General features: G+C 40.0%; 22 protein-coding genes, 1 tRNA gene and 1 pseudogene. 13 read left to right on the top strand and 11 right to left on the bottom strand.

The annotated features are described in order from the left end of the window. The 5 genes and pseudogenes from WG904_RS19070 to WG904_RS19050 all read left to right on the top strand — a co-directional run. Positions 1-598, top strand: a pseudogene (locus tag WG904_RS19070) (Y-family DNA polymerase); the annotation flags it as partial. 25 nt (positions 599-623) lie between these two features. Further along, the gene (locus WG904_RS19065) at positions 624-3854 is read left to right on the top strand and encodes an error-prone DNA polymerase (RefSeq protein ID WP_339580946.1); all 3231 of its coding nucleotides are present in this window, start codon (positions 624-626) and stop codon (positions 3852-3854) included. 7 nt (positions 3855-3861) lie between these two features. Continuing rightward, positions 3862-4470 (top strand): alpha-ketoglutarate-dependent dioxygenase AlkB family protein, encoded by a 609-nt coding sequence (locus tag WG904_RS19060; protein ID WP_339580945.1) that lies wholly within the window; start codon positions 3862-3864, stop codon positions 4468-4470. Between the two features lie 80 nt (positions 4471-4550). Beyond that, the gene (locus tag WG904_RS19055; RefSeq protein ID WP_339580944.1) at positions 4551-5174 is read left to right on the top strand and encodes a hypothetical protein; all 624 of its coding nucleotides are present in this window, start codon (positions 4551-4553) and stop codon (positions 5172-5174) included. Positions 5175-5262: 88 nt separating this feature from the next. Beyond that, on the top strand, positions 5263-5613 hold the full coding sequence (locus WG904_RS19050; RefSeq protein WP_339580943.1) for a helix-turn-helix domain-containing protein: 351 nt from the start codon (positions 5263-5265) through the stop codon (positions 5611-5613). Here WG904_RS19050 and WG904_RS19045 read toward each other — a convergent pair. The 3 genes from WG904_RS19045 to mnmE form a co-directional block, all read right to left on the bottom strand. Then, complete coding sequence (locus tag WG904_RS19045; RefSeq protein ID WP_339580942.1) at positions 5610-6722, bottom strand: site-specific integrase; 1113 nt, start codon at positions 6720-6722, stop codon at positions 5610-5612. The genes WG904_RS19050 and WG904_RS19045 overlap by 4 nt on opposite strands. A gap of 5 nt (positions 6723-6727) precedes the next feature. After that, positions 6728-7300, bottom strand: a complete 573-nt coding sequence (locus WG904_RS19040; RefSeq protein ID WP_339580941.1) for a helix-turn-helix domain-containing protein — start codon at positions 7298-7300, stop codon at positions 6728-6730. A 397-nt stretch (positions 7301-7697) separates the two neighbouring features. Further along, entirely contained in the window at positions 7698-9050 is a 1353-nt protein-coding gene (gene mnmE, locus WG904_RS19035) for a tRNA uridine-5-carboxymethylaminomethyl(34) synthesis GTPase MnmE (RefSeq protein ID WP_339580940.1), read from the bottom strand. Positions 9051-9233: 183 nt separating this feature from the next. Between mnmE and WG904_RS19030 the strand changes: the two genes are divergently transcribed. Then, positions 9234-9551: an HPF/RaiA family ribosome-associated protein gene (locus WG904_RS19030; RefSeq protein WP_339580939.1), complete on the top strand. Its 318-nt coding sequence runs from the start codon at positions 9234-9236 to the stop codon at positions 9549-9551. Between the two features lie 10 nt (positions 9552-9561). Here the strand turns inward: WG904_RS19030 and WG904_RS19025 are convergent, their stop codons facing one another. The 4 genes from WG904_RS19025 to WG904_RS19010 form a co-directional block, all read right to left on the bottom strand. Continuing rightward, positions 9562-10227 carry a response regulator gene (locus WG904_RS19025; RefSeq protein ID WP_339580938.1) on the bottom strand — a complete coding sequence of 222 codons (666 nt, stop codon included), beginning with the start codon at positions 10225-10227 and terminating at the stop codon, positions 9562-9564. Then, positions 10220-10867 carry a sensor histidine kinase gene (locus WG904_RS19020; protein WP_339580937.1) on the bottom strand — a complete coding sequence of 216 codons (648 nt, stop codon included), beginning with the start codon at positions 10865-10867 and terminating at the stop codon, positions 10220-10222. The genes WG904_RS19025 and WG904_RS19020 overlap by 8 nt, the downstream gene beginning before the upstream one ends. A gap of 110 nt (positions 10868-10977) precedes the next feature. Further along, positions 10978-11646: a hypothetical protein gene (locus WG904_RS19015; RefSeq protein ID WP_339580936.1), complete on the bottom strand. Its 669-nt coding sequence runs from the start codon at positions 11644-11646 to the stop codon at positions 10978-10980. A 14-nt stretch (positions 11647-11660) separates the two neighbouring features. Beyond that, entirely contained in the window at positions 11661-12074 is a 414-nt protein-coding gene (locus WG904_RS19010) for a hypothetical protein (RefSeq protein WP_339580935.1), read from the bottom strand. Positions 12075-12303: 229 nt separating this feature from the next. Here WG904_RS19010 and WG904_RS19005 point away from each other — a divergent pair, with 229 nt between their 5' ends. After that, entirely contained in the window at positions 12304-13194 is an 891-nt protein-coding gene (locus tag WG904_RS19005) for a hypothetical protein (protein WP_339580934.1), read from the top strand. Between the two features lie 56 nt (positions 13195-13250). Next, a complete protein-coding gene (locus WG904_RS19000) occupies positions 13251-14378 on the top strand; it encodes an AI-2E family transporter (protein ID WP_339580933.1) in 1128 nt (375 codons plus the stop codon). Positions 14379-14669: 291 nt separating this feature from the next. Here WG904_RS19000 and WG904_RS18995 read toward each other — a convergent pair whose 3' ends face one another. Next, a complete protein-coding gene (locus tag WG904_RS18995) occupies positions 14670-15344 on the bottom strand; it encodes an arylesterase (protein WP_339580932.1) in 675 nt (224 codons plus the stop codon). A 152-nt stretch (positions 15345-15496) separates the two neighbouring features. Between WG904_RS18995 and WG904_RS18990 the strand changes: the two genes are divergently transcribed. From WG904_RS18990 to WG904_RS18970, 5 genes are all read left to right on the top strand, one after another. Beyond that, positions 15497-16186: an ABC transporter ATP-binding protein gene (locus WG904_RS18990; RefSeq protein WP_339580931.1), complete on the top strand. Its 690-nt coding sequence runs from the start codon at positions 15497-15499 to the stop codon at positions 16184-16186. After that, positions 16179-18698, top strand: a complete 2520-nt coding sequence (locus WG904_RS18985; RefSeq protein WP_339580930.1) for an ABC transporter permease — start codon at positions 16179-16181, stop codon at positions 18696-18698. Before WG904_RS18990 ends, WG904_RS18985 begins: the two co-directional genes overlap by 8 nt. An 85-nt stretch (positions 18699-18783) precedes the next feature. Continuing rightward, positions 18784-19452, top strand: coding sequence for an MCP four helix bundle domain-containing protein (locus WG904_RS18980; RefSeq protein WP_339580929.1), 669 nt, complete (start codon positions 18784-18786; stop codon positions 19450-19452). Between the two features lie 106 nt (positions 19453-19558). Continuing rightward, positions 19559-19638 (top strand) — tRNA-Leu (locus WG904_RS18975). Positions 19639-19911: 273 nt separating this feature from the next. Continuing rightward, on the top strand, positions 19912-21390 hold the full coding sequence (locus WG904_RS18970; protein WP_339580928.1) for a serine hydrolase domain-containing protein: 1479 nt from the start codon (positions 19912-19914) through the stop codon (positions 21388-21390). A 104-nt stretch (positions 21391-21494) separates the two neighbouring features. Here WG904_RS18970 and WG904_RS18965 read toward each other — a convergent pair whose 3' ends face one another. From WG904_RS18965 to WG904_RS18955, 3 genes are read right to left on the bottom strand one after another with little or no spacing between them, the layout of a single operon-like run. Beyond that, entirely contained in the window at positions 21495-23018 is a 1524-nt protein-coding gene (locus WG904_RS18965) for a TlpA family protein disulfide reductase (protein WP_339580927.1), read from the bottom strand. Positions 23019-23045: 27 nt separating this feature from the next. Beyond that, positions 23046-23804, bottom strand: coding sequence for a LytR/AlgR family response regulator transcription factor (locus tag WG904_RS18960; protein WP_339580926.1), 759 nt, complete (start codon positions 23802-23804; stop codon positions 23046-23048). Beyond that, positions 23801-25531, bottom strand: coding sequence for a sensor histidine kinase (locus WG904_RS18955; RefSeq protein ID WP_339580925.1), 1731 nt, complete (start codon positions 25529-25531; stop codon positions 23801-23803). Before WG904_RS18955 ends, WG904_RS18960 begins: the two co-directional genes overlap by 4 nt. Positions 25532-25638 lie beyond the last annotated feature (107 nt).

Raw genomic sequence — 25638 nt, 5'->3', positions numbered from 1 at the left:
ACCTACCCACAATATAAAACACTTAGCTAAACTGTTCGAGCTCAAGATCGATAAGATCGAACCGGCCCTTGGCATCGAGCTTTTTATCCTGACCGCCACCAAGACCGAACCCGTACTGATCCATCAGGAAAAGCTATGGAGCGGAAAACCAGGCCTTGCAGACCAGAACCTGGCCCAGCTCCTAGATAGACTAGCAGGAAAGATCGGCCCACAGGCCATTAGAAGATATATTCCGCAAGCCCATTACTGGCCGGAACGTTCCCTTCGACCAGCGGTATCACTGGATGAAAAGACAGATATCAAATGGCAGAAGAGCAATCCACGTCCCATGGAAATGCTCCAGAAACCTGCTGCCATACAGGTCACGGCTCCCATCCCCGACTACCCGCCGATGAACTTCCGCTATAAGGACGAACTCCATCAGGTAAGAAAAGCCGATGGCCCCGAGCGCATCGAGCAGGAATGGTGGATGGCAAAGGGCGAGCACCGTGACTATTATATCTTGGAGGACGATAAGGGACGCCGTTACTGGGTCTTCCGCTCGGGCCACTATAACGAAGAAGGATCCCAGTGGTTCCTGCACGGATTTTTTGCATAGAAGAAAGAGATAGGAGAAAACGATTATGGGCTACTGCGAACTACAGGTCACTTCCAACTTCAGCTTTTTAAGGGGCGCCTCTCACCCTGAGGAGCTCATCGAGCAGGCTGCCGCCTTCGGCTACCCCAAGATCGCCATCACCGATGTGAACACGATGGCTGGGATCGTGCGTGCGCATTCCGCAGCCAGAAAGCATAACATTGAAATTATCCCGGCCTGCCGGTTGGACCTTTTGGACGGACCAAGCCTTCTCGCCTATCCGACTAACCGAGAGGCCTACGGCAGGCTTTCAGCAATGCTCAGCGAAGGTAACTTCCGCGCCGAAAAAGGGAAGTGCTTTTTATACCGCAATGATGTCTTTGCAAATAAAGAAGGTATCCTTTTCATCGCCATTCCCCCTGATGGGCTGGGCAAGGGCTTTGCTTTTGAGCCCAGCTTTAGCCAAGCCCTAAAAGAATACAAAGAAAACTTAAACGGTTCGCTCTATTTAGCGGCAAACAGATCTTACCAAGGCCAGGACCAGAAAAGACTATTTAGACTGGATGAACTTTCCAAAGGGCTGAACGTTCCCATGGTAGCTACCAATGATGTGTATTACCACTGCCCCTCCAGGCGGGAACTGCAGGACATCCTCACCTGCGTGCGGGAAAAGTGCACCATCCATAATGCCGGCTTTCGGCTGATGATGAACGCCGAACGCCACCTAAAACCAGTTGAGGAAATGCAGCGATTGTTCCGCCCCTATCCCGATGCGATCGAGCGGACACTGGAAATCGCCGAGAAATGCCAGTTCAGCTTGGATTCCTTGGAATACGTCTACCCCGAAGAAATCCTCTCGGGCGACCGCGAGCCGCAGGAAGAACTCGAATACCTGACCTGGAAGGGAGCCGAGGAAATGTTCGGGCTCCCCCTTCCCCAAAAGGTGCTGGACAACATCAACCATGAGATGAAGTTCGTCAAGGAGATGAACTATGCAAGTTATTTCCTCACCGTTTATGACATTGTGCGCTTCGCAAGGGAACAGAAAATTTTATGTCAGGGAAGAGGTTCCGCGGCAAACTCCACCATTTGCTACTGTCTGGGCATTACCTCTGTCGATCCGACCAAGTTCGATTTGCTATTTGAACGCTTTATTTCCTCTGCTCGTAACGAGCCGCCTGATATTGACGTAGATTTTGAGCACGAACGCCGCGAAGAAGTTATCCAGTACATTTATACCAAATATGGAAGGGACCGTGCAGCAATTGTAGCGACCGTTACCCAGCTCCACCAAAAGGGAGCGCTAAGGGATGTGGCAAAGGCTATGGGCCTGTCCACTGATACCATCGACAGGTTATCGGCCTCGATCTGGGAATTTACCGACGAATGGTTTGAGAGCAATAGGGTTTCTGAGCAGGGCCTTAATCCCCGCGATCCGCTATTGGTCAAGGTTTTGGACCTGACCCGCCAGATGATGGGCTTTCCGAGGCAGCTCGGCCAGCATACCGGAGGCTTTGTGATCACCCGTGGCAAACTGACCGACCTCTGCCCCATTTTCCATGCCCGCATGGAAGACCGCACCAATATCGAGTGGAACAAGGATGACATCGATGCGCTTGGTTTTCTGAAAATCGACGTGCTGGCGCTTGGCATGCTCACCTGCATTAGAAAGGGATTTGATCTGGCCAAAAAGCATTATGACCTCGATTTAACGCTCGCTTCCATTAACAAGGAAGATGATCCCAAGGTTTATGAAATGATCAGCGAAGCCGATACCATTGGGGTGTTCCAGATCGAGAGCCGTGCCCAGCAGCAGATGCTGCCGAGGCTTCGCCCAAGCTGTTTTTACGACCTTGTGATCGAAGTAGCCATCGTCCGTCCCGGTCCAATTCAGGGAGATATGGTGCATCCCTACTTGCGGCGCCGGAATGGAGAAGAACCTGTAGAATATCCATCAAAGGAGCTCGAGGACATCTTGGGAAAAACGCTTGGCGTTCCGCTCTTTCAGGAACAGGCCATGAAGATTGCTATCGTAGCCGCTGGTTTTACCCCGGCCGAAGCGGATGAACTTCGTAGGTCAATGGCCACCTTTAAGATGCACGGCATGGTGACCAAGTTTGAAAAGAAACTGGTCGATGGCATGACAATGAAAGGCTATAGCGAAGAATTTGCAAGACGGGTATTCAAGCAATTGGAAGGGTTTGGATCTTACGGGTTCCCAGAAAGCCATGCGGCCAGTTTTGCACTACTGGTCTATGTTTCATGCTGGCTCAAGTGTTATTACCCGGATGTCTTTGCCTGCGCGATCCTAAACTCGATGCCGATGGGCTTTTACCAGCCCGCCCAGCTGGTCATCGATGCAAGGAACCACGGCGTAGAGGTTCGGCAAATTGATGTGAATGTTTCTGGATGGAATAATCATTTGGAAGAAAAATCTGGCAAATATTGTGCTTTGCGGTTAGGCTTTAGGCAGATTTCTGGCATTCGTGAAGATGACATGGAGGCGTTGGTGCTGGGAAGGGGCTTGGGCTACGATAACCTACATTCGCTGTTAGATGCAGGTGTTTCGATGGGTGCCATGGAGCGGCTCGCCGATGCGGATGCCTTTCGCTCCTTGGGACTAGACCGCAGGCAGGCTTTGTGGGAAGTTTCCGCGTTAAAAGACAGACCTGTGGCTCTGTTTGAAGGACAAGCATCCGAATCGGACAAAGAGCAACAGATTTCCTTGCCGCTAATGAGCAAGGGCGAACATGTGGTACAGGACTATGCTTCTACCGCACTTTCGCTGAAAGCGCATCCTGTTAGTTTGGTCAGGGAAAAGCTCAGGCTGTTTAATGTAAAGTCCTCGCAGGAAATCCGCGACACTGAAAACGGACGTATCGCAAAGGTAGCCGGGCTGGTCATCGTAAGGCAGCGGCCTGGAACAGCGGGCGGGGTCTGCTTTATCTCCATTGAAGATGAAACCGGGTTTTCTAACCTGGTGGTCTTTGAAAAACTGTTTGAGACCTATCGCAAAGAGATTTTGCACTCACGGCTTCTGATGGTAGAGGGCAAAGTGCAAAAGGAAAGTGGCGTGGTGAACGTTATTGTTTCAAAATGCTTTGATTTTACCAAGCTGCTCAAAGGGCTGACCGCTAAGGATGATGACCAATTGCCGATACTGACATTGTCCCGTGCCGATGAGAAATCACCGCAGTACCCAACTGAGAACAAACGCTCACAGGTCAGGCAGGCAACGCCCCAAGAAATATTCGACGGGGGCAGGAATTTTAAATAAGAAAGAAATGGAACAATTAAGTTTTTTCAAGGAAGCTGGACAGAGTGCAGGGCTTCCAACAGAGGTACTTGAATATATACCAAATGTATTCGATGATGAACTGGGCAATCAATTGATGGAACGTTTTATCACTGAAACCCCATGGACGCAGAAAGTGGTCAGCATTTACGATAAACAGGTGATTACTCCCAGGCTTTCGGCATGGTATGCTGATGCGGAAACTTATGACTACACATCATTAAGAAAATCGGCACCAAATATCTGGACACCTGAACTGCTGATGATAAAGCGAATCGTTGAGCCTATTGCAGGGGTCACATTCAACAGCGTGCTTCTGAACTATTACCGCGATGGAAACGATTCGGTCGCCTGGCACAGTGACAACGAAAGTGCACTTGGCACCCATCCTACTATTGCTTCAGTAACCTTTGGCCAGGTCCGCTCATTTGATATCCGCAACAAGGTTGATCACAGAGAAAAATATTCAGTAAGACTGGAACATGGCTCGCTGCTGCTTATGAAGGGTGATCTACAAGCAAAATGGGACCATCGTATAGCAAAATCTACCAGAGCTATGAAACCAAGGCTCAACCTCACTTTCAGGGTTGTAATATAAAAGTGGGTAGTGAGATTGTGGAAAAATAAAAATCCAAAACGCTAAATCGCATATTATATTAGATCAATAAAAAACGCTCAATGTCAAACAAATTCCAACAAAGTATTATCATCGCTTTTGGCTTCATACTGATCTGGCTGCTCATCGACAGGGAAAGCAAGAAAAAAGAAATTGAAGAACTTACCCTGAAGGTTGATGAAAACGAAAACCTGAACGAATCCATCAAGCAGCAATTGCAGGAACTCATCCATCAGAATAATGACCTCGGTCAGGATATCAAGAATGAGCTTGCGCAGATTATCGGACTGATCAACATCCAACAACAGGAAGGTGCAGTGATGAAGCTTACCAAAATCATTGAAAATCTTTTAAAAAAACTCTACAAGGATGACGAAAAATTCAGAACATGGTATAAAAATCAGCCGGGAAAAAATGCAGTTTTTGCTGATTACATTGAGTTTGCGAAATTAGACAACCAAATTTCAAAAGAAGATTATCATATTGTCAAGTTGATGAAAGATATCCGAAATCAGGAAGCACATGAACTCGACATAAAAAAACATCCATCTAAAATATTGGTCAGCTTCTTCTCTGGTGTAAGTATTATAATAACCCTTACTGCTCTCATAGCTAAACGATTGAGAGCCTTCGCAGATAACGAAAAATCAAAAGGTGCAAAAAATATTGTATCAGAAGCCCTATAACAATTAAACTATTTATCTCTGACCATCTCCAAAAGGATATCTAATTTGAGCTCGAACGTAATGTTAAATTCATCAAAATTTGAGGAAGATGGAAAAGCTTACGTTCGAAAACTTGCCCGAGGCAGTGCAACTTATACTTGAAAAATTGGAAAGATTGGAAAAAGCTCTACTCGCACCGCAATCTCAAAAAGCGGAACCCGCCGGAAATATTGACATCTCCGCTGCTTCAATGATCCTTGGCCTTGCAAAAGCTACCATTTATTCCAAGGTCTGCCGAGGAGAAATCCCTGCCTTCAAGCTTGGTAAAAAATTATTGTTCAACCGAAAAGAACTTGAAGAATATATTGAGAGCAATAAGGACCAGACCAATTTCCACCTAAAAAACCTGGCCGACGAGAAGCTCGCCGGCCGATTCAAAAAAAGGATCTACACCTATTAAAGTTCCAGATGGATCCTTGTCGCCGCTTCCTTCTTTTTGGAGTCTATGATCTTGGTATAGATCTGTGTGGTCTTGATGTCCTTGTGACCAAGGAGCTTGGAAACCGTAAAGATGTCCGTTCCCATTGAAAGTTGGAGGGTTGCAAAAGTGTGCCTAAAACTGTGAAAGGTAATGTGCTTGGTGATCCCTGCCCTTTGCAGCCAGCCCGGCAGGAACTGCCTGGTCTGGTTATAGTCCAGTTTCGGAAAAACCTTGTCACCAAGTTCTTTTCTCTTGCCCAGCAGCGAAAAGGTCTGGTCAGAAATCGGCAGCACCTCTGCACCTTTTGTCTTTTTCTGCTTGAACTGGATGTAATAATCTCCCTGGCTCCCACGGACCTCAGACCAGATCAGTCCTTTGATGTCCGAAAACCGCATTCCCGTTAGTCCCGAAACGATAGAGGCACGTTTCATTATGTCCGGCGAGGCTTTTGTAGATACTAATTTCTGGAATTCCTCGATCGTTAGAAACTCCCTGTGGGTGTCGTGCTCTCGGATCGAACTGGTGCGGTCATAGATATTCTCGGTTAGCATTTGGTGCTTGTAGGCCGAGCGCAATACATAACGAAACATGTTATAATATTTCAGCGCCGTATTGTTGGAGATCTTCTTCTTGCGAGCATTGATTGCGGGAGCACCCAGCAGGTATTCCTTGTAGTCCTCGCAGAAGCCGACGGTTAAATGGAAGAACCTCAAATCCTCTCCTGAAAAACTGGCGAGGTACCTTTGGGACATGAACCAGGTATCGCAGTTCATTCCTCCCTTCTTGCGGACGATTTCACGATAGAAATCCATGAAGCTTCCCGTCAATCTTTCCTTGTCCAAAAACCCATAGTCGTTGTTCTGGATGGCCATCTGCCTTTTGGCCCTGATGTTCTCCGCAAGGACCAGGGTCTGCTTGTTGAACATCCTGTCCGCTTCGCTCTTTGGCTCACTTACCATATACAGCTTCAAGTATTCCTTTCGCAAGGGCTTACCCGAAGAGGGGTTTCTAAGCGGTGGATAAAAATCTAAAAAGAAGGTGATCCTTCCGGTGGAGAGCGTTCTCTGTCTCAATGTTACCTTTGACATAAGCTTTACTTTTTGGTTGGGTTAAAAATCTGGTCAATTTCATCCTTGGGCACATATACATGCCAGCCCTTGGCCAGCTTTGGGATGTTGTTGCGCCTGATGATGTCGAAGAGCGCCTTTTCAGAGATATTGTACCTTAGCTGGATCTCGGCCATGTGGTAGGCCTCTGAGATCTTTACCTTTTTGGGCTTTGGCGGGCTGCGCAGGTCTACCTCTGGTAGTATCGGTTCGAACAGCATATCGATCTGAGCACGAAGGATCAGCGTCTTGCGCTGGGACAGGTTGACCGCATTGATCCTTCCCAAATCGATCAGGTTATAGACCGTCTTTGCTGAACTGTTCAATAGCTGCGCAGCCTGCCTCACCGTAAGGAATTCCTTGTTTCGCAGATCCTGCAGGGGCTTTTCCTTAACCTGCTTCATTTCCACTTCGCTTGCGATCATCTTCTCCCTTCTTTTGATGGCCTTGTATGCCGCCTTTGAACATCGGTCACTACAGTATTTGGTTACTGTAGTCCTGGCCTCGAAATCGTTCTGGCAATACTGGCAGATCCTGTGTACTCGGATGTTGGAACTCATGTTCTTATAATTAAAAAAATTAAGGCGTACCAGTCCCATCCGAAAATTCAAAATAACTGATCCTGAATTCCGGAAAGTGTGATCGAAATCACAAAATAAAACACTGTAGTGGCAGATATTGACCGAACAGGTCATCCGTGGTAATTCACCCGGTAATCCCCCTTTTGAATAATTCACCCTACCCATAAGGATATTTAAGGGTACTTAAGGGTAAATAAGTGAAGTAATCTCCCCCAGTGATTTTCGCTTTGCGATTAGTCCAAAAAAAAGGGACAAACCAGGGACAAAAACGGACAAAAAGGGACAAAAAACCGAAAAGTCTGCACAAAGAAAAAACCGCTTAAATCATTGATTATAAGCGGTTTAAAGTTGTTTTTGTTTGTCTATTTTTGTGCGTTTACTTGCCGATGCAAAACTTCATAAAAATATTTTCCAACAAATCATCCGTAGTAACCTGCCCCGTAATCTCACCTAAATAATGTAACGCTTGCTTAATATCCATCGCCAAAAAATCTGAGGTAACCGGATTATCGATATTATCCATAACCCTTAAAAGGGCATTTTGTGCCTGGGTTAACGCCTCCACATGGCGAATATTAGTTACCAAAGTTTCAGAAGTATTAATATGATGCAAGTTCACCTTATCCAATAAGATATTTTTAAGCTCTTCTATACCCTGCTTCTCGCGAGCCGAAATAAAATGTACAGCTAATGCGCCAAACGCCTCCCGATGTTGCGCATCCAACAAATCGGCCTTGTTCAGCAAGACCAGGTACGGCACTCCTGCGCTACTCAAACCCGAAACTTGCTCCTCTACATCGCTAACACTTTGCCCAGCATCGGCCATATAAATAATCAACTTGGCCTGCTTCATCTTCTCCAACGTCCGCTCTACACCCTTAGCTTCGATAATATCTGCCGTATCCCGTATGCCCGCCGTATCTATAAAGCGAAAAACAACCCCATTAATATTTAACTCATCTTCTATCGTATCGCGTGTGGTACCGGCAATGTCAGATACGATTGCTCGTTCTTCATTTAATAGCGCATTTAACAAAGTTGATTTACCCACGTTTGGCTTACCTGCAATTACCACAGGCACCCCATTTTTAATAACATTACCCACTTCAAAAGAAGAGATGAGTATTGAGATGTGCGTGTTGAGTAGTGAGACCAATTCCCTTAACTGATCGCGGTTAGCAAATTCTACATCTTCTTCGGCAAAATCAAGCTCCAGCTCAATCATGGAAGCAAAATGAATAAGCTGTTCACGTAAATTCTTTAACTCATTAGAAAAACCACCTCGCATTTGCTGTAAAGCAACATCGTGCGAAGCTTTGCTATCAGAAGCAATTAAATCGGCCACAGCCTCGGCTTGACTCAAATCAAATGCTCCATTTAAAAAGGCTCGCAAGGTAAACTCGCCAGGTTTAGCTGCTCTGGCTCCCTTGCTAATCAACAAATTCATAATCTGTTGAATAATATAGTTCGATCCATGGCACGAAATCTCGACCACATTTTCTTTAGTATACGATTTTGGGGCGATAAACAAACCTGCAACCACTTCATCAATAATAGCTTCTCCGTTTTTAATTAACCCGAAATGCAAGGTGTGTGAAGCTTGTACTTCGAGATTTTTACCTGCAAATACCTCATTCACCAGTGAAATAGCATTGGGCCCTGATAAACGGATTACACCAATGGCACCACTACCGGGTGGGGTTGATAAGGCAATGATCGTATCTTCCATTTCTGTTCTGGGTTGTGGGTTGCGTGTTGCGAGGCTTGTGGGCTAAAATTTTCTACAAAAATAAGATTTTTTAAACGGCATGGGATTACATTTTGTAACTGGTTGGCAAAATTTTACAAGAAAACGCAAATTAATTTCAAACAAGCCAGTACTTTCGCTGTTTTCTAAACAAAAACAAATATCATGAACATTCAAATAAACACCGACAAAAACCTAACCATCCACGCCGAATACCAAAATCAAATCGAAGAACAACTTACCAGCGCATTAGCTAGATTTGAAGATCACATTTCGAGTGTTCAAGTTCACTTGTCTGACGAAAATGGAAACAAAGACGGACAAAACGACAAAAAATGCGTAATTGAAGCCCACCTAAAAGGTAAACCCGCTGTAATTGGTACTACATTTGGTGAAACCTACGATTTAGCCATTACAGGCGCATTGACGAAATTAAAAAACGCATTAACAACCATTGATGGAAAAATGAAAGCACATCACTAATGCTTTATTATCAAGAAATGTTTTGGTGAAGATTATTTTTGATCGCATAAACTGCTAGCCCAATTCTACTCTTTAAGTTTAATTTTTCACACAATAGATCTCTATACCCTTCTATTGTTCTTACACTTACGTTCATTTTATCGGCAATTTCTTTATAGGTGAGCTCTGTACAAGTGAATCGAAGAAAATCGACCTCTCTTTGACTTAGCTTAACAAATAAATTAATTTCGCTATCGGTTTCGGTTAACTGTCTAATAGAGTTCATTACCTTTCTGGTTACTAAATCATTGTAAAAATAACCTCTACTTAATACTTCGTCAAAAGCAAGCTTTAATTCTTCTGGATCTGCATCCTTTAAGACATATCCTTTAGCTCCACTTTTAATCATTTTAATAATTGCCGTTTCTGCATCCATTGTGCTAAGAGCAATTACATTAATAGTTGGATAATTTTCTTTTAACCAAAGTGTAGTAGTATAACCGTCCATAACTGGCATATTAATATCCATCAGCACAATGTGAGGCAAGTTGTGAGGGGCCAATTGATCAATAAAATCTTTTCCATTCGCAGCATCGAAAATTACTTGATAACGAGGAAATAAATCGATCAATACATGTAAGCTTTTACGAAAAAGCGCATGGTCATCTACAATCGCTATTTTAATTTTATCATTCATAAGGACTAAAAATTGAAACAATGGTGCCTTGTTTAATTACACTCTCTATAATCGCACTGCCTCCAATAATATGGGCACGGTTAAGGATATTTTTTAGGCCTAGGCCCTTTGGATTAACAAGTACTTTCTCCGGATTAAATCCTTTGCCGTTATCTATAATTACGATATTTAATTGATCGGTCGGATAACGGAACAGCACCTTTACTTCTGTAGCATCAGCATGTTTAATGATATTTTGTAAACATTCTTGAATGATTCTGAAGAGGATTAATTTCTTTTCTGTCTTAATTTCAATTTCTTTATTTTCTATCTCTATCGCTACGCTAATCCCTCCTGTATTATTAATTTTTGCAAGTTCATCTGAAACGAGATCCAAGATGGACGTCATTTCTATTCGCTCTGTATTTAATCCTTTTGCAATATCTCTTAAATCTCCCATGGCTTTACTTACACTATTTTTAGCTTCGGCAAGGAGCTTTTGTTCGAGCACCTGTTGCTGCCCCATAATATTAAGCTGCATTTTTAACAGGCTTAAAGTTTGTCCAACATTATCATGAATTTCCATACTAATAGCATTAAAACTCATTTCCTGAATTTCTAACTGAGATTTAAGCAGTTGCTCATTGAACTGCCTTTTCATCTCTTCTCTTTCATTAATAAACTTATTGCTTTTTCTTCGCTGCAAATAAAACATCAAGCACAAAAAACCTACAAGAAAGATTAACAATAAAGACACCAATAAAATGGCAATTATAATTTGCTTTCTGCCCATATTTTTCTTGCTAACAATCCTATGGTAATTAATCCGTACTGGATCACACAACAAACGGTGGTAATTGTTCCATACAACCACCCATCAGGATCTAGTTGATGTAGTGTAATATAATCTGAAAAGGACATTAACATAAATATACCGACAATTTGGATCATTATTCCCGTAGTAACCCAAAACATCGGTATTTGTACAATATGAACGTATTCATCTGTGAGCATCAATTCTACAAGGAAGATAAAACAGCCAATGATCGTTAAAAATTCACCAATATTACACATCAAAGAATTGTAAGTTGAACCCTGTATAACAAAAGGATGTTTGATGAATACCTCAAATAGATATAGCAACGTAAAACCAACCAACATGACCAATGTAATTCTTTTTGCCCAAACACCTTTAACCGCTTTAAAAAACAAGAAGAGATAAAAACCGTATTCAATAAAGATATTAATATTGTAAAGAAAAATATTATCTCTAATTCCTGTTAAGATCACATAATAGTAGCCACCAAATTGGAACAAAATTTGGACAATCGTAAACCATACAAAAAGTTGGAGCCATTTAGGATCCAACTCTCTGTAATACCTAACTGAAACTATAAATGCAGTGATCATGGTTAATGATCCGATAACAATTTGTAGCATTTAATAGGTATGATTTAAAGTGTAGGCGCTGTCGGACAATTGCTAGGGCAAAGTGGTATCGACTCCGCTCCCATTCCATCATATTCACCTACTCTAGTGTTAAAACTTACACTGTTAAGACTCTCGTCTAACTGATCTACGGTGTTATACCATTGTGGAGCCACACTTGGATCTGAACTTTTTGTAGCGACGAAAATAAGATTATGCATATCAGGATATTTTTGATCCTTAGTATCATGACGACCATAATATACTCTTATTCCCGTGCCCTCATTATCTTCTAATAGCGCTAAAATTTCATCCTTGCTAATCCATCCCGATTTGGCATCTCCTGGATTCATCGAAGCCCTATAGTGGGCAATCATTATTTTAATCTCGTCTAAAACAATTGGTTTGGCTCCTTGGCCACTGTTTAATTTAACTGGCATAACGTTTAATTTAAATGTGAGAAATTATTAGATATCTAAATATAACTTTAGTTGTAATTACTTCCGCAAGTTCAATTTATTTATTTTCGCTAACAACCGTATAATCCTCAAGAACTTACCATAATTAACGGTATCATATTCCGTGATTTTACGCTGGTCTTTAATCCAAGTGGCAACTAATTTTGGTTAGTCAAACAACTTATTTACAATAATTTTAAAATCGCTTTTTATGAAAAAGAAAATTACTTTAATTATCATTTTAACAGCTGCAACCACGTTTTTTGCAGCTGCACAATCAGCCCAGTTTCGTTACCGTGTTAAAATACAAAAGAAACACAAGGTTATTCAAGATATTACCACCAAGAATGCCGATAGCATTAGGTTGGCTAAGGGAACAGTAATAAACTCGCAAAAAAAATTCAAAGTAAATGAAATAGAATATACAGCAGATTATAAAGATACGCTAAAACAAGATCAGCTAATTCTAACTAGCAAGGATATCCCAATAGCAAAATCTTTAGAGGGTAGAGCTACAATTGCCATTGATAAGGACGATAAATCAAAACTACATATTAATTATTGGCTTGGAAGCAAATACGAAAGAGATGGAAAATATTACATTAAATTGGCAAACAGACAGTATGCGTCCTTCAGATTTTCATGCTTGGAGGGTGGAGCCTTAACCATCCCCTTTAAGTATACTCCAGAATTCACCAAAAATACAAAACAAATTTCCAGTCAATTTACCGCAGATCTAAATGTTGGTTTGTATATGGGTATTTCTTTTGGCAAAATAAAATATATGTACCGAAAAAATGAAGATAAAGAACCTTCGAAATGGCTTGTATCAATCGGCCCATTTTTAAGTGCCTCAAGGGTTGAAATAGATTCAACTAATACTTTATCAGCTCTTGAACCCCTAAAAATAAAACAAGCTATAGGAGCAGTTTCTCCAGGTGTTGGCATAATGACCTCCATTTCTAATTTTAGATTTGGATTGTTTGTAGGGAAAGATATAGCCTTTGGTACAGCCGCATCAAAATGGGATTACAACAAAAGATATTGGTGGGGGTTTGGATTTGGATACAATTTAGGCTTATTATGGGCGCCAATAAAATAAGTCCAAACCAAACAAATTCCGTATTTTAGTGTTTAAAGCTAAAACCATTCTAAATTATGACTAATCCGCTCCCCTTAACTGTTAAAAGGTCGATAGAACTTTTAGGTATCGTCCTCATAATTACCGTGTTGGTAGTTGGGCGCGATATTATTATGCCCATAATTATGGCATTTTTTATCAGCATTATGCTGTTGCCCATCTATAGGTTCTTGATACGGAAAAAGTTTCCAGAAACACTCGCTATCATTCTACCTATTCTTTTCATGCTCATTTTTATCGCAGGCATTGTATGGTTTTTCTCAGCGCAAATAAGTATTCTGGTCGACGATTTTCCTCAGATTAAACAAAATGTATCGAAACATTTACAATCGCTAAAAGAATGGATCGAAAGCTTTACGGGCGTTAAGTCTGAAAAACAAACCGAGTTTCTAAAAACCAAGAGTGATGATTTGCTAACCATGGGGGGTAAAGCTGCAAGTGGTGCAGCGGTAACCCTAAGTGGTATTTTTATATTTGTTGGCTTATTGCCCATCTACATCTACCTAATCTTATTTTATAAAGATATTTTATTGCGTTTTACCTTTATGTGGTTTAAAACGGATGATCATGCCAAGGTAAAAGAAGTTGTTTATGAAACCGAATCGATCATTAAAAGCTACTTAGTTGGGTTGCTTATCCAGGTATCGTACATGACCGTTTTGTTAGGTGGTATTTTGATGCTAATTGGTATAAAACACGCCTTGTTAATCGGAGTAATTTTTGCCATCTTAAACCTTATTCCTTATGTGGGTGCGCTAATTGGCAATTTAATTGGGGTATTGCTAACGCTTACTTCATCAACCGAACTGTGGCCGGTAATCACGGTTTTAGGGGTAATAGCGGTTGTTCAATTTTTAGACAACAACATTTTAATGCCGCGTATTGTAGGCTCAAAAGTAAAGATAAATGCCTTGTTCTCTATTTTAGGGGTGCTATTGGGCGGCACCATAGCCGGAGTATCGGGGATGTTTCTATCCTTGCCAATTATAGCAGTGCTGAAAATTATTTTCGACCGTTCAGAGCAATTTAAACAATGGGGTGTTTTATTGGGTGATGAAAGACCTGAGAAAAGTCCACTAAAGGTACCTCGTTTTAGAAAAAAAAATATCGTAGCCACTAAATCTGGAACAGAGAAAAAGGTTTAGTTTTTCGGCTCATCGCCACTTATTTCTCTTGATAGAAAAAGTGACCAAAAAGATCCCGGCTCCGAATCTTTAAATTGGATAGTACGTTGTTGTTTGCCAGAACACAAGATGAAGACGTTTCGCAGAAGGGGCTTCACTTCCCATATTGTTGAACTAAGGTTAAGAATAGCTATTTCCAAGCAAAAACAACTACTCCCCTTCCTAAAGACTCGAGGGCGCGTAGCGAGGTGCAGATAGCATAATTTTTAGCACATTGAGTAAAACCCAGACCCGCAGCTCACAACCCCCAACTCACAACACATCAACCAACTTAACCCAAACATTCTCGGCCAAAATTCTATCACCTTCTGCGGTAGGATGTATGCCATCAGCTTGGTTTAACTTCGGCACCCCACCTACCTTATCCAATAAGAAAGGAATTAGGACCATATTATTTTTTTTGGCCAATGCCGGAAACATATTCTTAAAGTCACTGGCATACGGATTACCCATGTTCGGTGGCACCTGCATGCCCGCCATTACCAATTTAACATCAGGATATTTTGCCTTAACCTTGTCGATAATAAATTGCAGGTTTTTATTGGTTTCGGCTACCTCGATGCCTCTTAAACCATCATTTGCTCCAAGTTCGAGCACAAAAACATGAACAGGTTGTTTCAATAACCAATCTATCCTACTTTTGCCTGCGGCAGAAGTTTCGCCACTTAACCCCGCATTAATTACTTTATAAGGCAACTTTAACGAATCGATACGGTTTTGGATCAATGCCGGATACGCTTCTGAAGGATCGAGACCTAAACCGGCGGTTAAACTGGTACCAAAAAATAAGATATTCTTAGTCGAAGAAGATGTGACCTGTGCCGCCAAACTATCCTTACTATCCTTTTCGCCAGTATTTCTCTCGCTGTTGCAAGCCGCAATAACAACCGCTAAAACCATCATGCAAAACACATATTTTCGTAACATATCTATTTTTTAAAAGTCTAAATCTTAAAATCAATTATCTTTAACCAGATTAGAGAGCGTCTTCAAACTTAGATATATTTATCTAATTCTCCTCTACCATTGAAAAACGTTTTTTATTGACGAAATATAGTTAAAAACTTAATCACCAGCCCTTGGAAACCATACTCGAAATAAAACACCTAAGTAAGACCTATCAAAGCGCCAACAAAACTCTTACCGTATTAGAAGAAATAAATTTAACCATCACCAAAGGCGAAACAGTAGCCATCACCGGTCCGTCAGGTAGTGGAAAAACAACCTTATTAGGGTTATGCGCAGGTTTAGATGGAGCAACAACGGGTTCAGTTGCATTAAACGGCATTGCTTTAGAAGGGCTTAACGAAGATGAGCGTGCATCGGTACGCAATCAATATATAGGCTTTATTTTTCAAAATTTCCAGCTCTTGCCTACCCTAACAGCCTTAGAAAATGTTATGGTACCCTTAGAACTAAGAGGAGCAAAAAATACAAAAGCCATTGCGTTAGATCTGTTAGAAAAAGTGGGCTTAGCTTCTCGTTCTCATCATTATCCAGTTCAATTATCGGGTGGCGAACAACAAAGAGTATCGTTGGCACGGGCATTTTCTAATCAACCCAACATTTTATTTGCCGACGAGCCTACGGGTAACCTCGATGCCGAAACCAGTGAAAAGATCATCAAACTCTTGTTCGACTTAAATAAAGATGCTGGTACTACTTTAGTAATCGTTACCCACGATGCTGAATTAGCCGCACGTACCAATCGAATTGTTAAAATTAAAGGAGGAAGCATTATTGCCGACGAAAGGTTAACCCATGCATAAGGTAGGTATAGGATGGCTTTTTAAAATGGCTTGGCGCGATAGCCGAAAAAACCGTTCGCGTTTATTGCTATTTATTTCGTCGATCGTACTCGGTATTGCGGCATTGGTTGCAGTGTATTCGTTTAAGGATAATCTACAGCGCGATATTGATAATCAGGCCAAAGAATTAACAGGTGCCGATTTAGTAATTGAAAGTAAGCGTCCAATTGCACTTAAAACGGCCGAAAAGCTTTCTAAAATGGGCGATGAAATGTCGCGCGAAAATACATTCGCTTCGATGATTTATTTTATCAATTCTCAAGGCAGTAGATTGGTACAAATGAAAGCCTTAGCAGGTAATTATCCATTTTATGGGTCAATAGAAACTTTACCAGTAAATGCAGCTAAAAGTTTTCAGAAAGGCAGAAATGCATTAGTAGATAAAACATTAATGCTCCAATTTAATGCCAAAATTGGCGATTCTATTAAAGTAGGCGAACTCAACTTCGCTATTTCAGGCCTCCTCGAAAAAGCGCCTGGTCAAACCGGCATCTCGGCCAGCATCGCTCCTATAGTATACATACCTTATAAGTATTTACCAGAGACGGGGTTAACTAAAATTGGTAGTCGCATTACCTATAAATTCTATTATAAATACAACAATGCCGATTCGCTAGCAAAGGTAATTAAGACCTGGGAACCACTCGCACAAAAGGAAGACTTAGATTTAGAAACCGTTGAATCGAAAAAGGCAGAAACCGGACAATCATTTAGAGACATGAGCCGTTTTATGGCCCTATCGGGCTTTATCGCGTTACTATTAGGTTGCATAGGCGTTGGTAGTGCCATCCATGTGTATATTCAAGAAAAATTAAGTGCTATTGCCACCCTGCGCTGTTTAGGGCTAAAAGCAAGAGATGCCTTTTTAATTTACGTTATACAAATCTCGATCATCGGATTGATTGGCGCTATTATAGGTGCAGTTTTAGGTACACTTGTACAGTTTTTACTGCCCATTGTATTGAAAGACTTTTTGCCGATTACCATTACCATGCAAGTTTCGTGGCCAGCCATTGGGCAAGGTATTGCATTAGGACTGATTATTTCAATACTGTTTGCCATGCCGTCGCTATTGAGCGTGAGAAAGATTTCGCCCTTAAATGCCATTCGTGCTTCTTTCGAAAATGCTACGGTTAAAAGAGATCCATTAAAATGGGTGGTTTATCTCTTAATGTTACTCTTTGTTCTGGGTTTTACCTATTTACAAATGAAATCGTTAGCACAAACTATTGCATTTACGATAGGAATAGTATCGGCTTTCTTGTTATTAGTGGCTTTCTCAAAATTGTTAATGTTTTTAGTGCGCAAATTAATGCCTGCATCACTAAGTTATTTATGGCGACAAGGTTTTGCGAATCTGTACCGACCAAATAATCAAACCCTAATGCTAACGGTTGCTATCGGGTTGTCTACAGCATTTATTTGTACACTGTTTTTCGTACAAGGTATTTTAATGAGCAGAGTTACCCTTTCGTCGAGCGACAACCAACCTAATATGTTGTTATTTGATATTCAAAGCACACAAAAGGAGTCGTTAAATGCATTAACCCAATCCTATCACTTACCTTTAATGAACCAAGTACCCATCATAACGATGAGAATCGAAGAAATAAATGGCAAAAAACTTGGGAAAGACAGTACCAATACACGAGCTTTTAGGGGTGAACTTAGAGCTACCTATCAAGACACCTTAACTGTGGCCGAAAAAGTAGTTGCTGGGGTGTTTACGGGCAAAGTAGCATCGGCCAATGCACCAATATACGTTTCGTTAGAAGAACGCTATGCGCGAAGCATAAACGTGAAGCTAAAAGATAAAATTGTATTTAATGTTCAAGGGATGCTAATACCCACCGTGGTAGGAAGTTTACGTGAAGTAAACTGGAGCAGGATGCAAACCAATTTTAGAGTGGTATTTCCAGCGGGAGTTTTAGAGTCTGCGCCTCAGTTTCATGTCTTGATGACAAAAGTGCCATCGAGCGAACTGTCGGCAAAATACCAAGGGGCAGTAGTTCGTGCTTTCCCCAATGTTTCAGTAATCGATTTAGCATTAGTGTTGAAGTTATTGGACGAATTATTAAGCAAAATAGGTTTTGTAATTCGCTTTATGGCAGGTTTTAGCATGGTTACGGGGTGGATTGTTTTGTTGTCGGCTGTGTGGACGAGCAAAAATCAACGGATTAAAGAAAGTATTTTGCTGCGTACGTTAGGCGCCAGCCGGAAACAGATTTTAGCCATTAATGCCATCGAATATTTATTTTTAGGCAGCTTAGCCACCGCAGCAGGTTTAATTTTAGCTTTAAGCAGTAGCTGGTTGTTAGCACGTTTTAGTTTTGATGCATCGTTTGCTCCACCGCTTGTACCGCTCTTGTTAATTTTTACAGGTATAGTTTTATTGGTAGTGATCACAGGACTGTGGAGTACAAGGAAGATTTTAAATCAGCCACCGCTTAAGATTTTAAGAACCGAAGGATAAATAAGAAAAATCCTAGGCGCAGCGAAAAAATCTAAATGGATATTTTTTGCTTACTTTTAAGAATTTTATACTTTAATTCCTTAGCATGGCTTTTAAACATACGGTAAAACAAAAATCAAAAATTGCCATCTTCCTTTTTGGAGTGATGATTTGTACCTTATTGATTAGGGTATTGGAAGATAAAAGCATCAAAGAAATGAACAACGCCTTCGTTTCGATGTATAATGATCGATTGATTCCAGCTACCGATTTATTTTATTTAGCAGAAAACTTATATGCTAAGCGCTACCTAATAGAAAGCAAGATTCAAGAAAAATCAGAATCAAAAATCGAGCTCATAAAAAAACTAGGCATTCACGATGCAAATATTAATTCCCTAATTGCCAAATACGAGAAAACGTTTCTAACCCCACAGGAAAAAAAATACCTCGACGAGTTAAAAAGGCAATTAAAAGCAAATAACCAATTAGAGAACAAGTTACTAAACACTTCTACAGACGTAACCAAAGAAGAATTTAGAAAACAAACCACTACATCGTTCAACGCTATCGCAAAGAAATTAACTGAACTAACCCAAATTCAACGTAATGTTGGTGAAGAGTTAATTAAAAACTCGAATTATGTAGCCTCTGGCAGTAATCTTTATTCGAACATTCAATTCGCTCTGGCCATTATAATAGGGATTTTAATCGTTGCTATTATCACCACATCGAATGCAGTAAAGGTTGCTAATGAGAAGTTTAACCTCAACTAATTAGTTGATTTTTTAATTGTTTTGTTTTTTAGTTAGTTGTTTTTAGTTTTTATCTTGTTTATTCCTAACCTATTTAATACATTTGCATCCCGCTGAATAAGCAAATGCCCAGCTGGCGGAATTGGTAGACGCGCTGGTCTCAAACACCTGTGGGAAACCGTGCCGGTTCGACTCCGGCGCTGGGTACAGAAAAAGCCTTAGAGAAATCTAGGGCTTTTCTCGTTTAAAACTAGCTTAAATCTTTAGAAAGTAAATGGTCTAGGTCCAATCTTTCCAATAGTAATCCTCTATCGCATCTCATTAAAATTCATAATAGTATCCTATAAATTCTCTATTTAAACTAAAAAATGGGTTCAAGCTTTTATTTACAAAGTTTACATTTTTATTTACAGTCTAAATTCCCAAGTCTGAAAGGTATCAGCGTAATTTCGTTAGATCAAATTTTACACAATAAAAAATATGAAAAAATTATTCGCGCTCATCAAAGCCATGGTGCTAGTGTTACTTTTAGTAAACTCTTTTGTGTTATTCGGACAAAATAATCGAACATATTCAAAAGAGGTACAGGCAAAAATCAAAAAGTTTGAAAACAATTTAGGCCTATGGGTTCAAATAGGAAATAAACAATTTACACTTGCCGAGAGGATGAAAAGTAATAATATAAACGGAGTGAGTGTCGCTTTGATAAAGGATTATAAAATCGAGTGGGCAAAAGGATATGGTTGGGCAGATAGTGCGGGCCAACGGCCTGTTACCACGAGCACATTGTTCCAGGCGGGATCGATCAGCAAATCCTTAAACGGGGTCGGCATCTTAAAATTAATGCAGGAAGGCAAATTAAACCTTGATTCTGATATCAATATTTACCTGAAATCATGGAAATTCCCCTATGACTCCCTATCAAAAGGAAAAAAAATAACAATAGCAAATCTGTTAAGCCATACAGCTGGATTAACGGTACACGGATTTGACGGTTATGAAAGAGGAGACACAATACCTACGCTGATACAAATTTTAAACGGAGAAAAGCCTGCTAACAGCAAAGCCATCCGGTCAATGTATCAGCCATCTATCAAGCATCAATATTCAGGTGGAGGAACAACTATATCGCAGCTAATATTGCAAGATGTAACAGGGCAACCTTATGATACGTACATGCGAAAAAATGTATTAAACCCAATGGGAATGAGCAATAGTTTTTACACCCAACCGCCACCTGCAAACAAAGAAAATTTATTAGCGACAGGCTATTATAATGACGGAACAGAAGTTAAGGGAAAGTATCATGTTTATCCCGAACAAGCCGCTGCTGGTTTATGGACAAGCCCTACAGATCTGGCTAGATACATTATAGAAACACAACTATCGTTAAAAGGGAAAAGCAATAAAGTACTTTCCTCAGAAACTAACCAACTTAGATTAACCCCCTACATTGACAATTCTTCTGCATTAGGCGTATTTATTGTTCAAAAAGGCAATGAAAAATATTTTAACCATGATGGTTCAGATGAGGGCTTTGTGGCTGCGTACTTTGGGAGCATGGAAAGCGGGAATGGAGCGGTAGTGATGGCTAATAGCGATAATTGGAGTGTGCTATCCGAGGTAATCAATTCCCTGGCTTCTGTCTATAACTGGAAAGATTTTTATACACCAAAAAATAAAACAGTTGTTAACGTAAATAATGAAATATTGACGTCGTATATAGGAAACTACAAACTATATAGAAATACATTCAATATCATCATGGAAAAAGATGGCTTGGTATTAAAACTAGACAGTAAAACGAAATACAAATTGTATTTTACTTCTGATACTGATTTTTTTATGTTGGAAATGGCTGGATCGGAAGTGAAATTTATAAAAGATAACAACAATAAGATAATTGGCTTTGAAATTGATGATAAAGGTAATAGAATGCAAGCGATGAAAGTAGAATAGCGTAAAAATGATATGAAATCCTACTATAAAGTGGTTCCACTTCAATACGTTTGGGGTTACATAAAAGGCCTTGGAAAATCCCCAAGGCTTTTTTATAGAAAATCTTACAATCCCGTCGCCATTTTCAAGCTTTCGCGATTTAATGCGCCCATTCTCGTAATACTTTTAGCATTTACCTGTCCTTTCGCATCCATAACTACATAAGCCGGAAATCCGCTACTTGCATTAAATAAACCTTTTAACTGGGCAATAATTTTCTCATCAACAAAAATATGAGTGCCGGGGATTTGCAGGTCCGCAACTTTGTTTTTCCAAGCATCTATATTCGAGCCGCCACTCGTACACAGATAAATGTATTCTACAGCTAAGTCTTTATTGGCTTCATGGAGTTTTTTGCTCGAAGGTAGGTCTGACAGGCATGGTCCACACCAGGTTGCCCAAAAATCGAAGATAAATGCCTTATTCGGAAACTTCTGTTTGAGGTTAATTAAGAAATCATCGATGCTCTTTATATTATCTAAACGATACAGTTCGGCATCAAAAGGCATTTTAATAAGCGGAGTACCGATTGTGGCCGTTTCAATTTTGGTTGAGGAGGCAAATAAGTTATCAATTCTTTTTTGATTAAGATTAGCTTTCAACAACTCATCATTTGCTTGTTTTTTGCACCAGTTTACTTTTATGCTATTAATAATTGTAGCATAAGACCTGGAAAAAACATCTTTCTCTGATTCTAACAACACTAATTTTAAAATATCAGATTTTTGTTGCGTATACAAACTATCGTAGCGCAACAGGGTATGTGCTAGTGTGTTATCCTTGTTTCCAGTCTTAAGATAACGAGTGTACGTATCGAGATACCTATAGAACAAAACCCCATCGTTACTCGTAAAACGGGGTTGATAAGTGCTAATTTCTTTAAAAAGTGCATCAGGCATTACATCTCCCCAGTAAGAAACACATAGGTTTCCATACATTTCAGATAAGGTTTCATTTTTAATGGCCCAAGCATAATTCTTGAAATTGGCGATGAATTCGTTGTTGATCGCGCTGAAAGCCATTTTAATTGAATCGACTTTTACAAAAAAAGACTCAGACGTGTATTTTTTTCTTGTATGTGATAAGTCTCTAAGTTTGGTAGAAAGTGCCTCCTTTTCCTTCTTTCTAAACAATACATTCTTATTCATCACGGTGTTCAGTTGCCCATCTACACCTGAATACACCACGCCATCTCCAATCATATATGCGCCGTCTTTTGGCAGTTTACTCGCATCGATGGTAACGGTTAATCCATCATTTACATAAATCCCGGCATACAAATAATCGCCTACACTTAACCAGGCCTGCTGGTTTGGAAAATTCTGATCAAAAACAATTTTTACCATACCTGCTTCATCCGTCTCTGCGTATCGGGTAGTTTGCATCCCTACACCAATCTGAACTAAAGTGTAGGTAATTGGTACTTTTTTTACACTATCTGGCAGGCGATTAATTTGGATAGTTAGTGTTGGAAGTTTTCGCTCCATTAAGTAGGCATCCATTTTTTTATCCTCTAAGGCTAGAGAAACCTGCTGTGCTTGTAATTGAACGCAAATAAGCGACAATAAGAGAAATAATAATTTTTTCATTTGTTTGTGTATTGGTTTTATTTGGGTTTATTTTTTAATAGTATGTAAAGCATTAAGTACGTTTTCCTTTTTGTTCCTAGAGATGGGTACTCGTGTATTATCGTCCAATAATAGATATCCAGAATCTTCTTTAATTAAGCTTTTGATAAACTTCTTATTTACCAAATGAGATTGATGGCAACGAATAAAATCATAACTCGTTAAGAGTTCTTCGTATTCAAAAATTGGTCGCGATACCATAATATTTTTCCCATCAGCCAAAAAGAACTCGGTATAGGCATTTGAAGATTCGCAACGAATAATATCGCTGGTATATACAAATCTGATTTCTTTGGTCGATGCCAATGCTAACTTGTGTTCTTTCTTTGCATCTTTATCTCGAATAAGGTCCATCAGATTTTCGAGCTGGAGGTTTTCCTTTTTCCTGCTTAATTTTGCTTCTACTTTACGAACTGCAGCTAACAATTCATCAGGATTAACAGGTTTAAGCAGGTAATCGATGGCCGAGAATTTAACAGCTTGAATACCATATTGATCGAATGCAGTTACAAAAACGACTTCAAACTGATGATGGGGCAATGCCTTTAGCACATCAAAGCCATCTTTAACGGGCATCTGAATGTCGAGGAACAGTAGATCAGGGCTAGTGGCCAAAATGGTTTTAATAGCGTCGTCTGCATTTGTAGCTGTGCCTACAACAGTAATTTGCAATTCGAGTTTTTGAAGTAGGCCAACGATATTCTCGATGTTGTTTTTCTCATCGTCTATAATTACAGCGCTAATCATAATAACCAATTTTTAAAATATATAATTACTTGGGTTTCATCGTTTACGCGTTGTACCGAAAATTCGATATGCTGCTCATTTAACGTTTGGTTTAATAATTTAATTCTTTCTTTAGTGAGTACTAACCCAAAACCCGAAAAATTTTCAGTATCGATAAATCCTTTACCATTATCTTTTACCCTAACCACCATATCATTGGCGTCTTTTTCGAAAGTGAGGAATAGCCAACCCTTTTCTTGCAATGATGATATGCCATGTTTTACGGCATTCTCTAGTAGAGGCTGTAAAAAGAGACTCGGAATTTCTACGGCATTGCTGTCTATCAAGGAGCTGGTTTCAATTTGATAATTAAATCCGAAGCGTAATTTTTCTAGTTTTAAATAGTTTTCGAGGATCTTAATTTCGCTAGCAATACTTACAAATTCACGGGTACTCGCCTTAAGCGAGTCCCGCATCAGATTACTAAATTCCAACAAATACTTCGACGCATTTTCCGAATCGTTCTTGGTAATAAGTCCTTGAATGGAGCTCAGGGCATTAAATACAAAATGGGGATTAAATTGCGAACGGATAGATTTTAGTTCGGTTTGTACCAACTGCTTTAAGTTTCTTTGGGTCTTTAATCTTTCGGTTTGCTTTCTCGAACGCCATAATAACACTACAAAGCCTATGGCTAAAATAACAAGCAGACTTAATCCAATTTTTGCCCATAAAGTTTGGTACCACGCTGCATGTATCGTGAAATGATAAATTGCAACGTGCTCAGGCTGCATACTGTAGCGTAATTTTAATTTATACTGGCCAGGATTAAGACTCTTAAGCCAGATGAGGTTAAAATCGAAATCGTTCGACTTCCAACCTGTGCTGTCACTTCCATTTACCAAATTATATTCAGTCACTTTTTTAGAACTGATAATATCGTCTAAATAAAATATTAAATTATTATCGTCATGGTTAAATACATTTTTAAGCTTTAGCAAACTGGTATCGCTTTTCCAATTTTTATTGTAGCTATTTCTTAGCATCTGACTGCCCCATTGCTGATGAAAAATGCTTAAAAATTTAGGAAGTTCATCGAAAGTAAATACCCCAACTACTTTTGGTTTCCATTTTACCCAATAGGCGGCTACTGAAACAATAATGCTATCTGGCAACGCCTTTTTTCTAACCTCTATCGTTAATGCCTTATTATATTTTTCGTTAAAGTGCCCTAAATAAGCAGTTACTTCATCTACCTTATTTGGATCAGCAATTCTACTCATCCAATATACCGGTACGAATAACTTTGGTTTCCTCCACGGTACAATAACCCTCTCATTGTTTTCTACCACGCGAAATTCATACAAGTGTGCATTTTTCTGGTTAATTCCGTTCACGGTAACAATTATGCCTGAAGTGTCAAATATCGGTATGGCGTTGCTACCACTGGTACCATTTAATGCTACCTCATAAATCCCATCACGATGGTTTTTGTACTTCTTTAATTGTGGAATTTTCTGTAAAATATCTTTATTGTTAACTTCTAATTTGTTACTAAAAAATACACTAATCATTAAACCCGTTTTCCCTTTACTGTAAAAGGTGCTTGTGAAATATTTTCGAATAGAATCGCCGTGGCTGTCGTGCTTAAATACAGGATGAATATCATCGAGATTAAGCTCCTGCTTTTGAGCCTTTGAAAAAAAAGCTAAAAAAAAGAGAAGCAAAAAAAGTATACGATTTCGCATGATATGTGGTATGATTTATAACCAAATTAAGGGCTTTTGAACTAGTATTTTATAGGCCAGTTTGAATTTGGCAGCTAGAAATTTGAATCAGACAGGAATTGTAAAAC

It is taken from the genome of Pedobacter anseongensis (assembly GCF_037482965.1).
In the GTDB taxonomy this organism is placed as follows: domain Bacteria; phylum Bacteroidota; class Bacteroidia; order Sphingobacteriales; family Sphingobacteriaceae; genus Pedobacter; species Pedobacter anseongensis.
This window is presented reverse-complemented; position numbering and strand designations above follow the sequence as displayed.

What these genes read in the sequence shown, in the direction of transcription:
- WG904_RS19065 (WP_339580946.1), top strand. Translation starts at nt 624, where the DNA reads ATGGGCTACTGCGAACTACAGGTCACTTCCAACTTCAGCTTTTTAAGG.
- WG904_RS19060 (WP_339580945.1), top strand. Translation starts at nt 3,862, where the DNA reads ATGGAACAATTAAGTTTTTTCAAGGAAGCTGGACAGAGTGCAGGGCTT.
- WG904_RS19055 (WP_339580944.1), top strand. Translation starts at nt 4,551, where the DNA reads ATGTCAAACAAATTCCAACAAAGTATTATCATCGCTTTTGGCTTCATA.
- WG904_RS19050 (WP_339580943.1), top strand. Translation starts at nt 5,263, where the DNA reads ATGGAAAAGCTTACGTTCGAAAACTTGCCCGAGGCAGTGCAACTTATA.
- WG904_RS19045 (WP_339580942.1), bottom strand. Translation starts at nt 6,722, where the DNA reads ATGTCAAAGGTAACATTGAGACAGAGAACGCTCTCCACCGGAAGGATC.
- WG904_RS19040 (WP_339580941.1), bottom strand. Translation starts at nt 7,300, where the DNA reads ATGAGTTCCAACATCCGAGTACACAGGATCTGCCAGTATTGCCAGAAC.
- mnmE (WP_339580940.1), bottom strand. Translation starts at nt 9,050, where the DNA reads ATGGAAGATACGATCATTGCCTTATCAACCCCACCCGGTAGTGGTGCC.
- WG904_RS19030 (WP_339580939.1), top strand. Translation starts at nt 9,234, where the DNA reads ATGAACATTCAAATAAACACCGACAAAAACCTAACCATCCACGCCGAA.
- WG904_RS19025 (WP_339580938.1), bottom strand. Translation starts at nt 10,227, where the DNA reads ATGAATGATAAAATTAAAATAGCGATTGTAGATGACCATGCGCTTTTT.
- WG904_RS19020 (WP_339580937.1), bottom strand. Translation starts at nt 10,867, where the DNA reads ATGAAAAGGCAGTTCAATGAGCAACTGCTTAAATCTCAGTTAGAAATT.
- WG904_RS19015 (WP_339580936.1), bottom strand. Translation starts at nt 11,646, where the DNA reads ATGCTACAAATTGTTATCGGATCATTAACCATGATCACTGCATTTATA.
- WG904_RS19010 (WP_339580935.1), bottom strand. Translation starts at nt 12,074, where the DNA reads ATGCCAGTTAAATTAAACAGTGGCCAAGGAGCCAAACCAATTGTTTTA.
- WG904_RS19005 (WP_339580934.1), top strand. Translation starts at nt 12,304, where the DNA reads ATGAAAAAGAAAATTACTTTAATTATCATTTTAACAGCTGCAACCACG.
- WG904_RS19000 (WP_339580933.1), top strand. Translation starts at nt 13,251, where the DNA reads ATGACTAATCCGCTCCCCTTAACTGTTAAAAGGTCGATAGAACTTTTA.
- WG904_RS18995 (WP_339580932.1), bottom strand. Translation starts at nt 15,344, where the DNA reads ATGTTACGAAAATATGTGTTTTGCATGATGGTTTTAGCGGTTGTTATT.
- WG904_RS18985 (WP_339580930.1), top strand. Translation starts at nt 16,179, where the DNA reads ATGCATAAGGTAGGTATAGGATGGCTTTTTAAAATGGCTTGGCGCGAT.
- WG904_RS18980 (WP_339580929.1), top strand. Translation starts at nt 18,784, where the DNA reads ATGGCTTTTAAACATACGGTAAAACAAAAATCAAAAATTGCCATCTTC.
- WG904_RS18970 (WP_339580928.1), top strand. Translation starts at nt 19,912, where the DNA reads ATGAAAAAATTATTCGCGCTCATCAAAGCCATGGTGCTAGTGTTACTT.
- WG904_RS18965 (WP_339580927.1), bottom strand. Translation starts at nt 23,018, where the DNA reads ATGAAAAAATTATTATTTCTCTTATTGTCGCTTATTTGCGTTCAATTA.
- WG904_RS18960 (WP_339580926.1), bottom strand. Translation starts at nt 23,804, where the DNA reads ATGATTAGCGCTGTAATTATAGACGATGAGAAAAACAACATCGAGAAT.
- WG904_RS18955 (WP_339580925.1), bottom strand. Translation starts at nt 25,531, where the DNA reads ATGCGAAATCGTATACTTTTTTTGCTTCTCTTTTTTTTAGCTTTTTTT.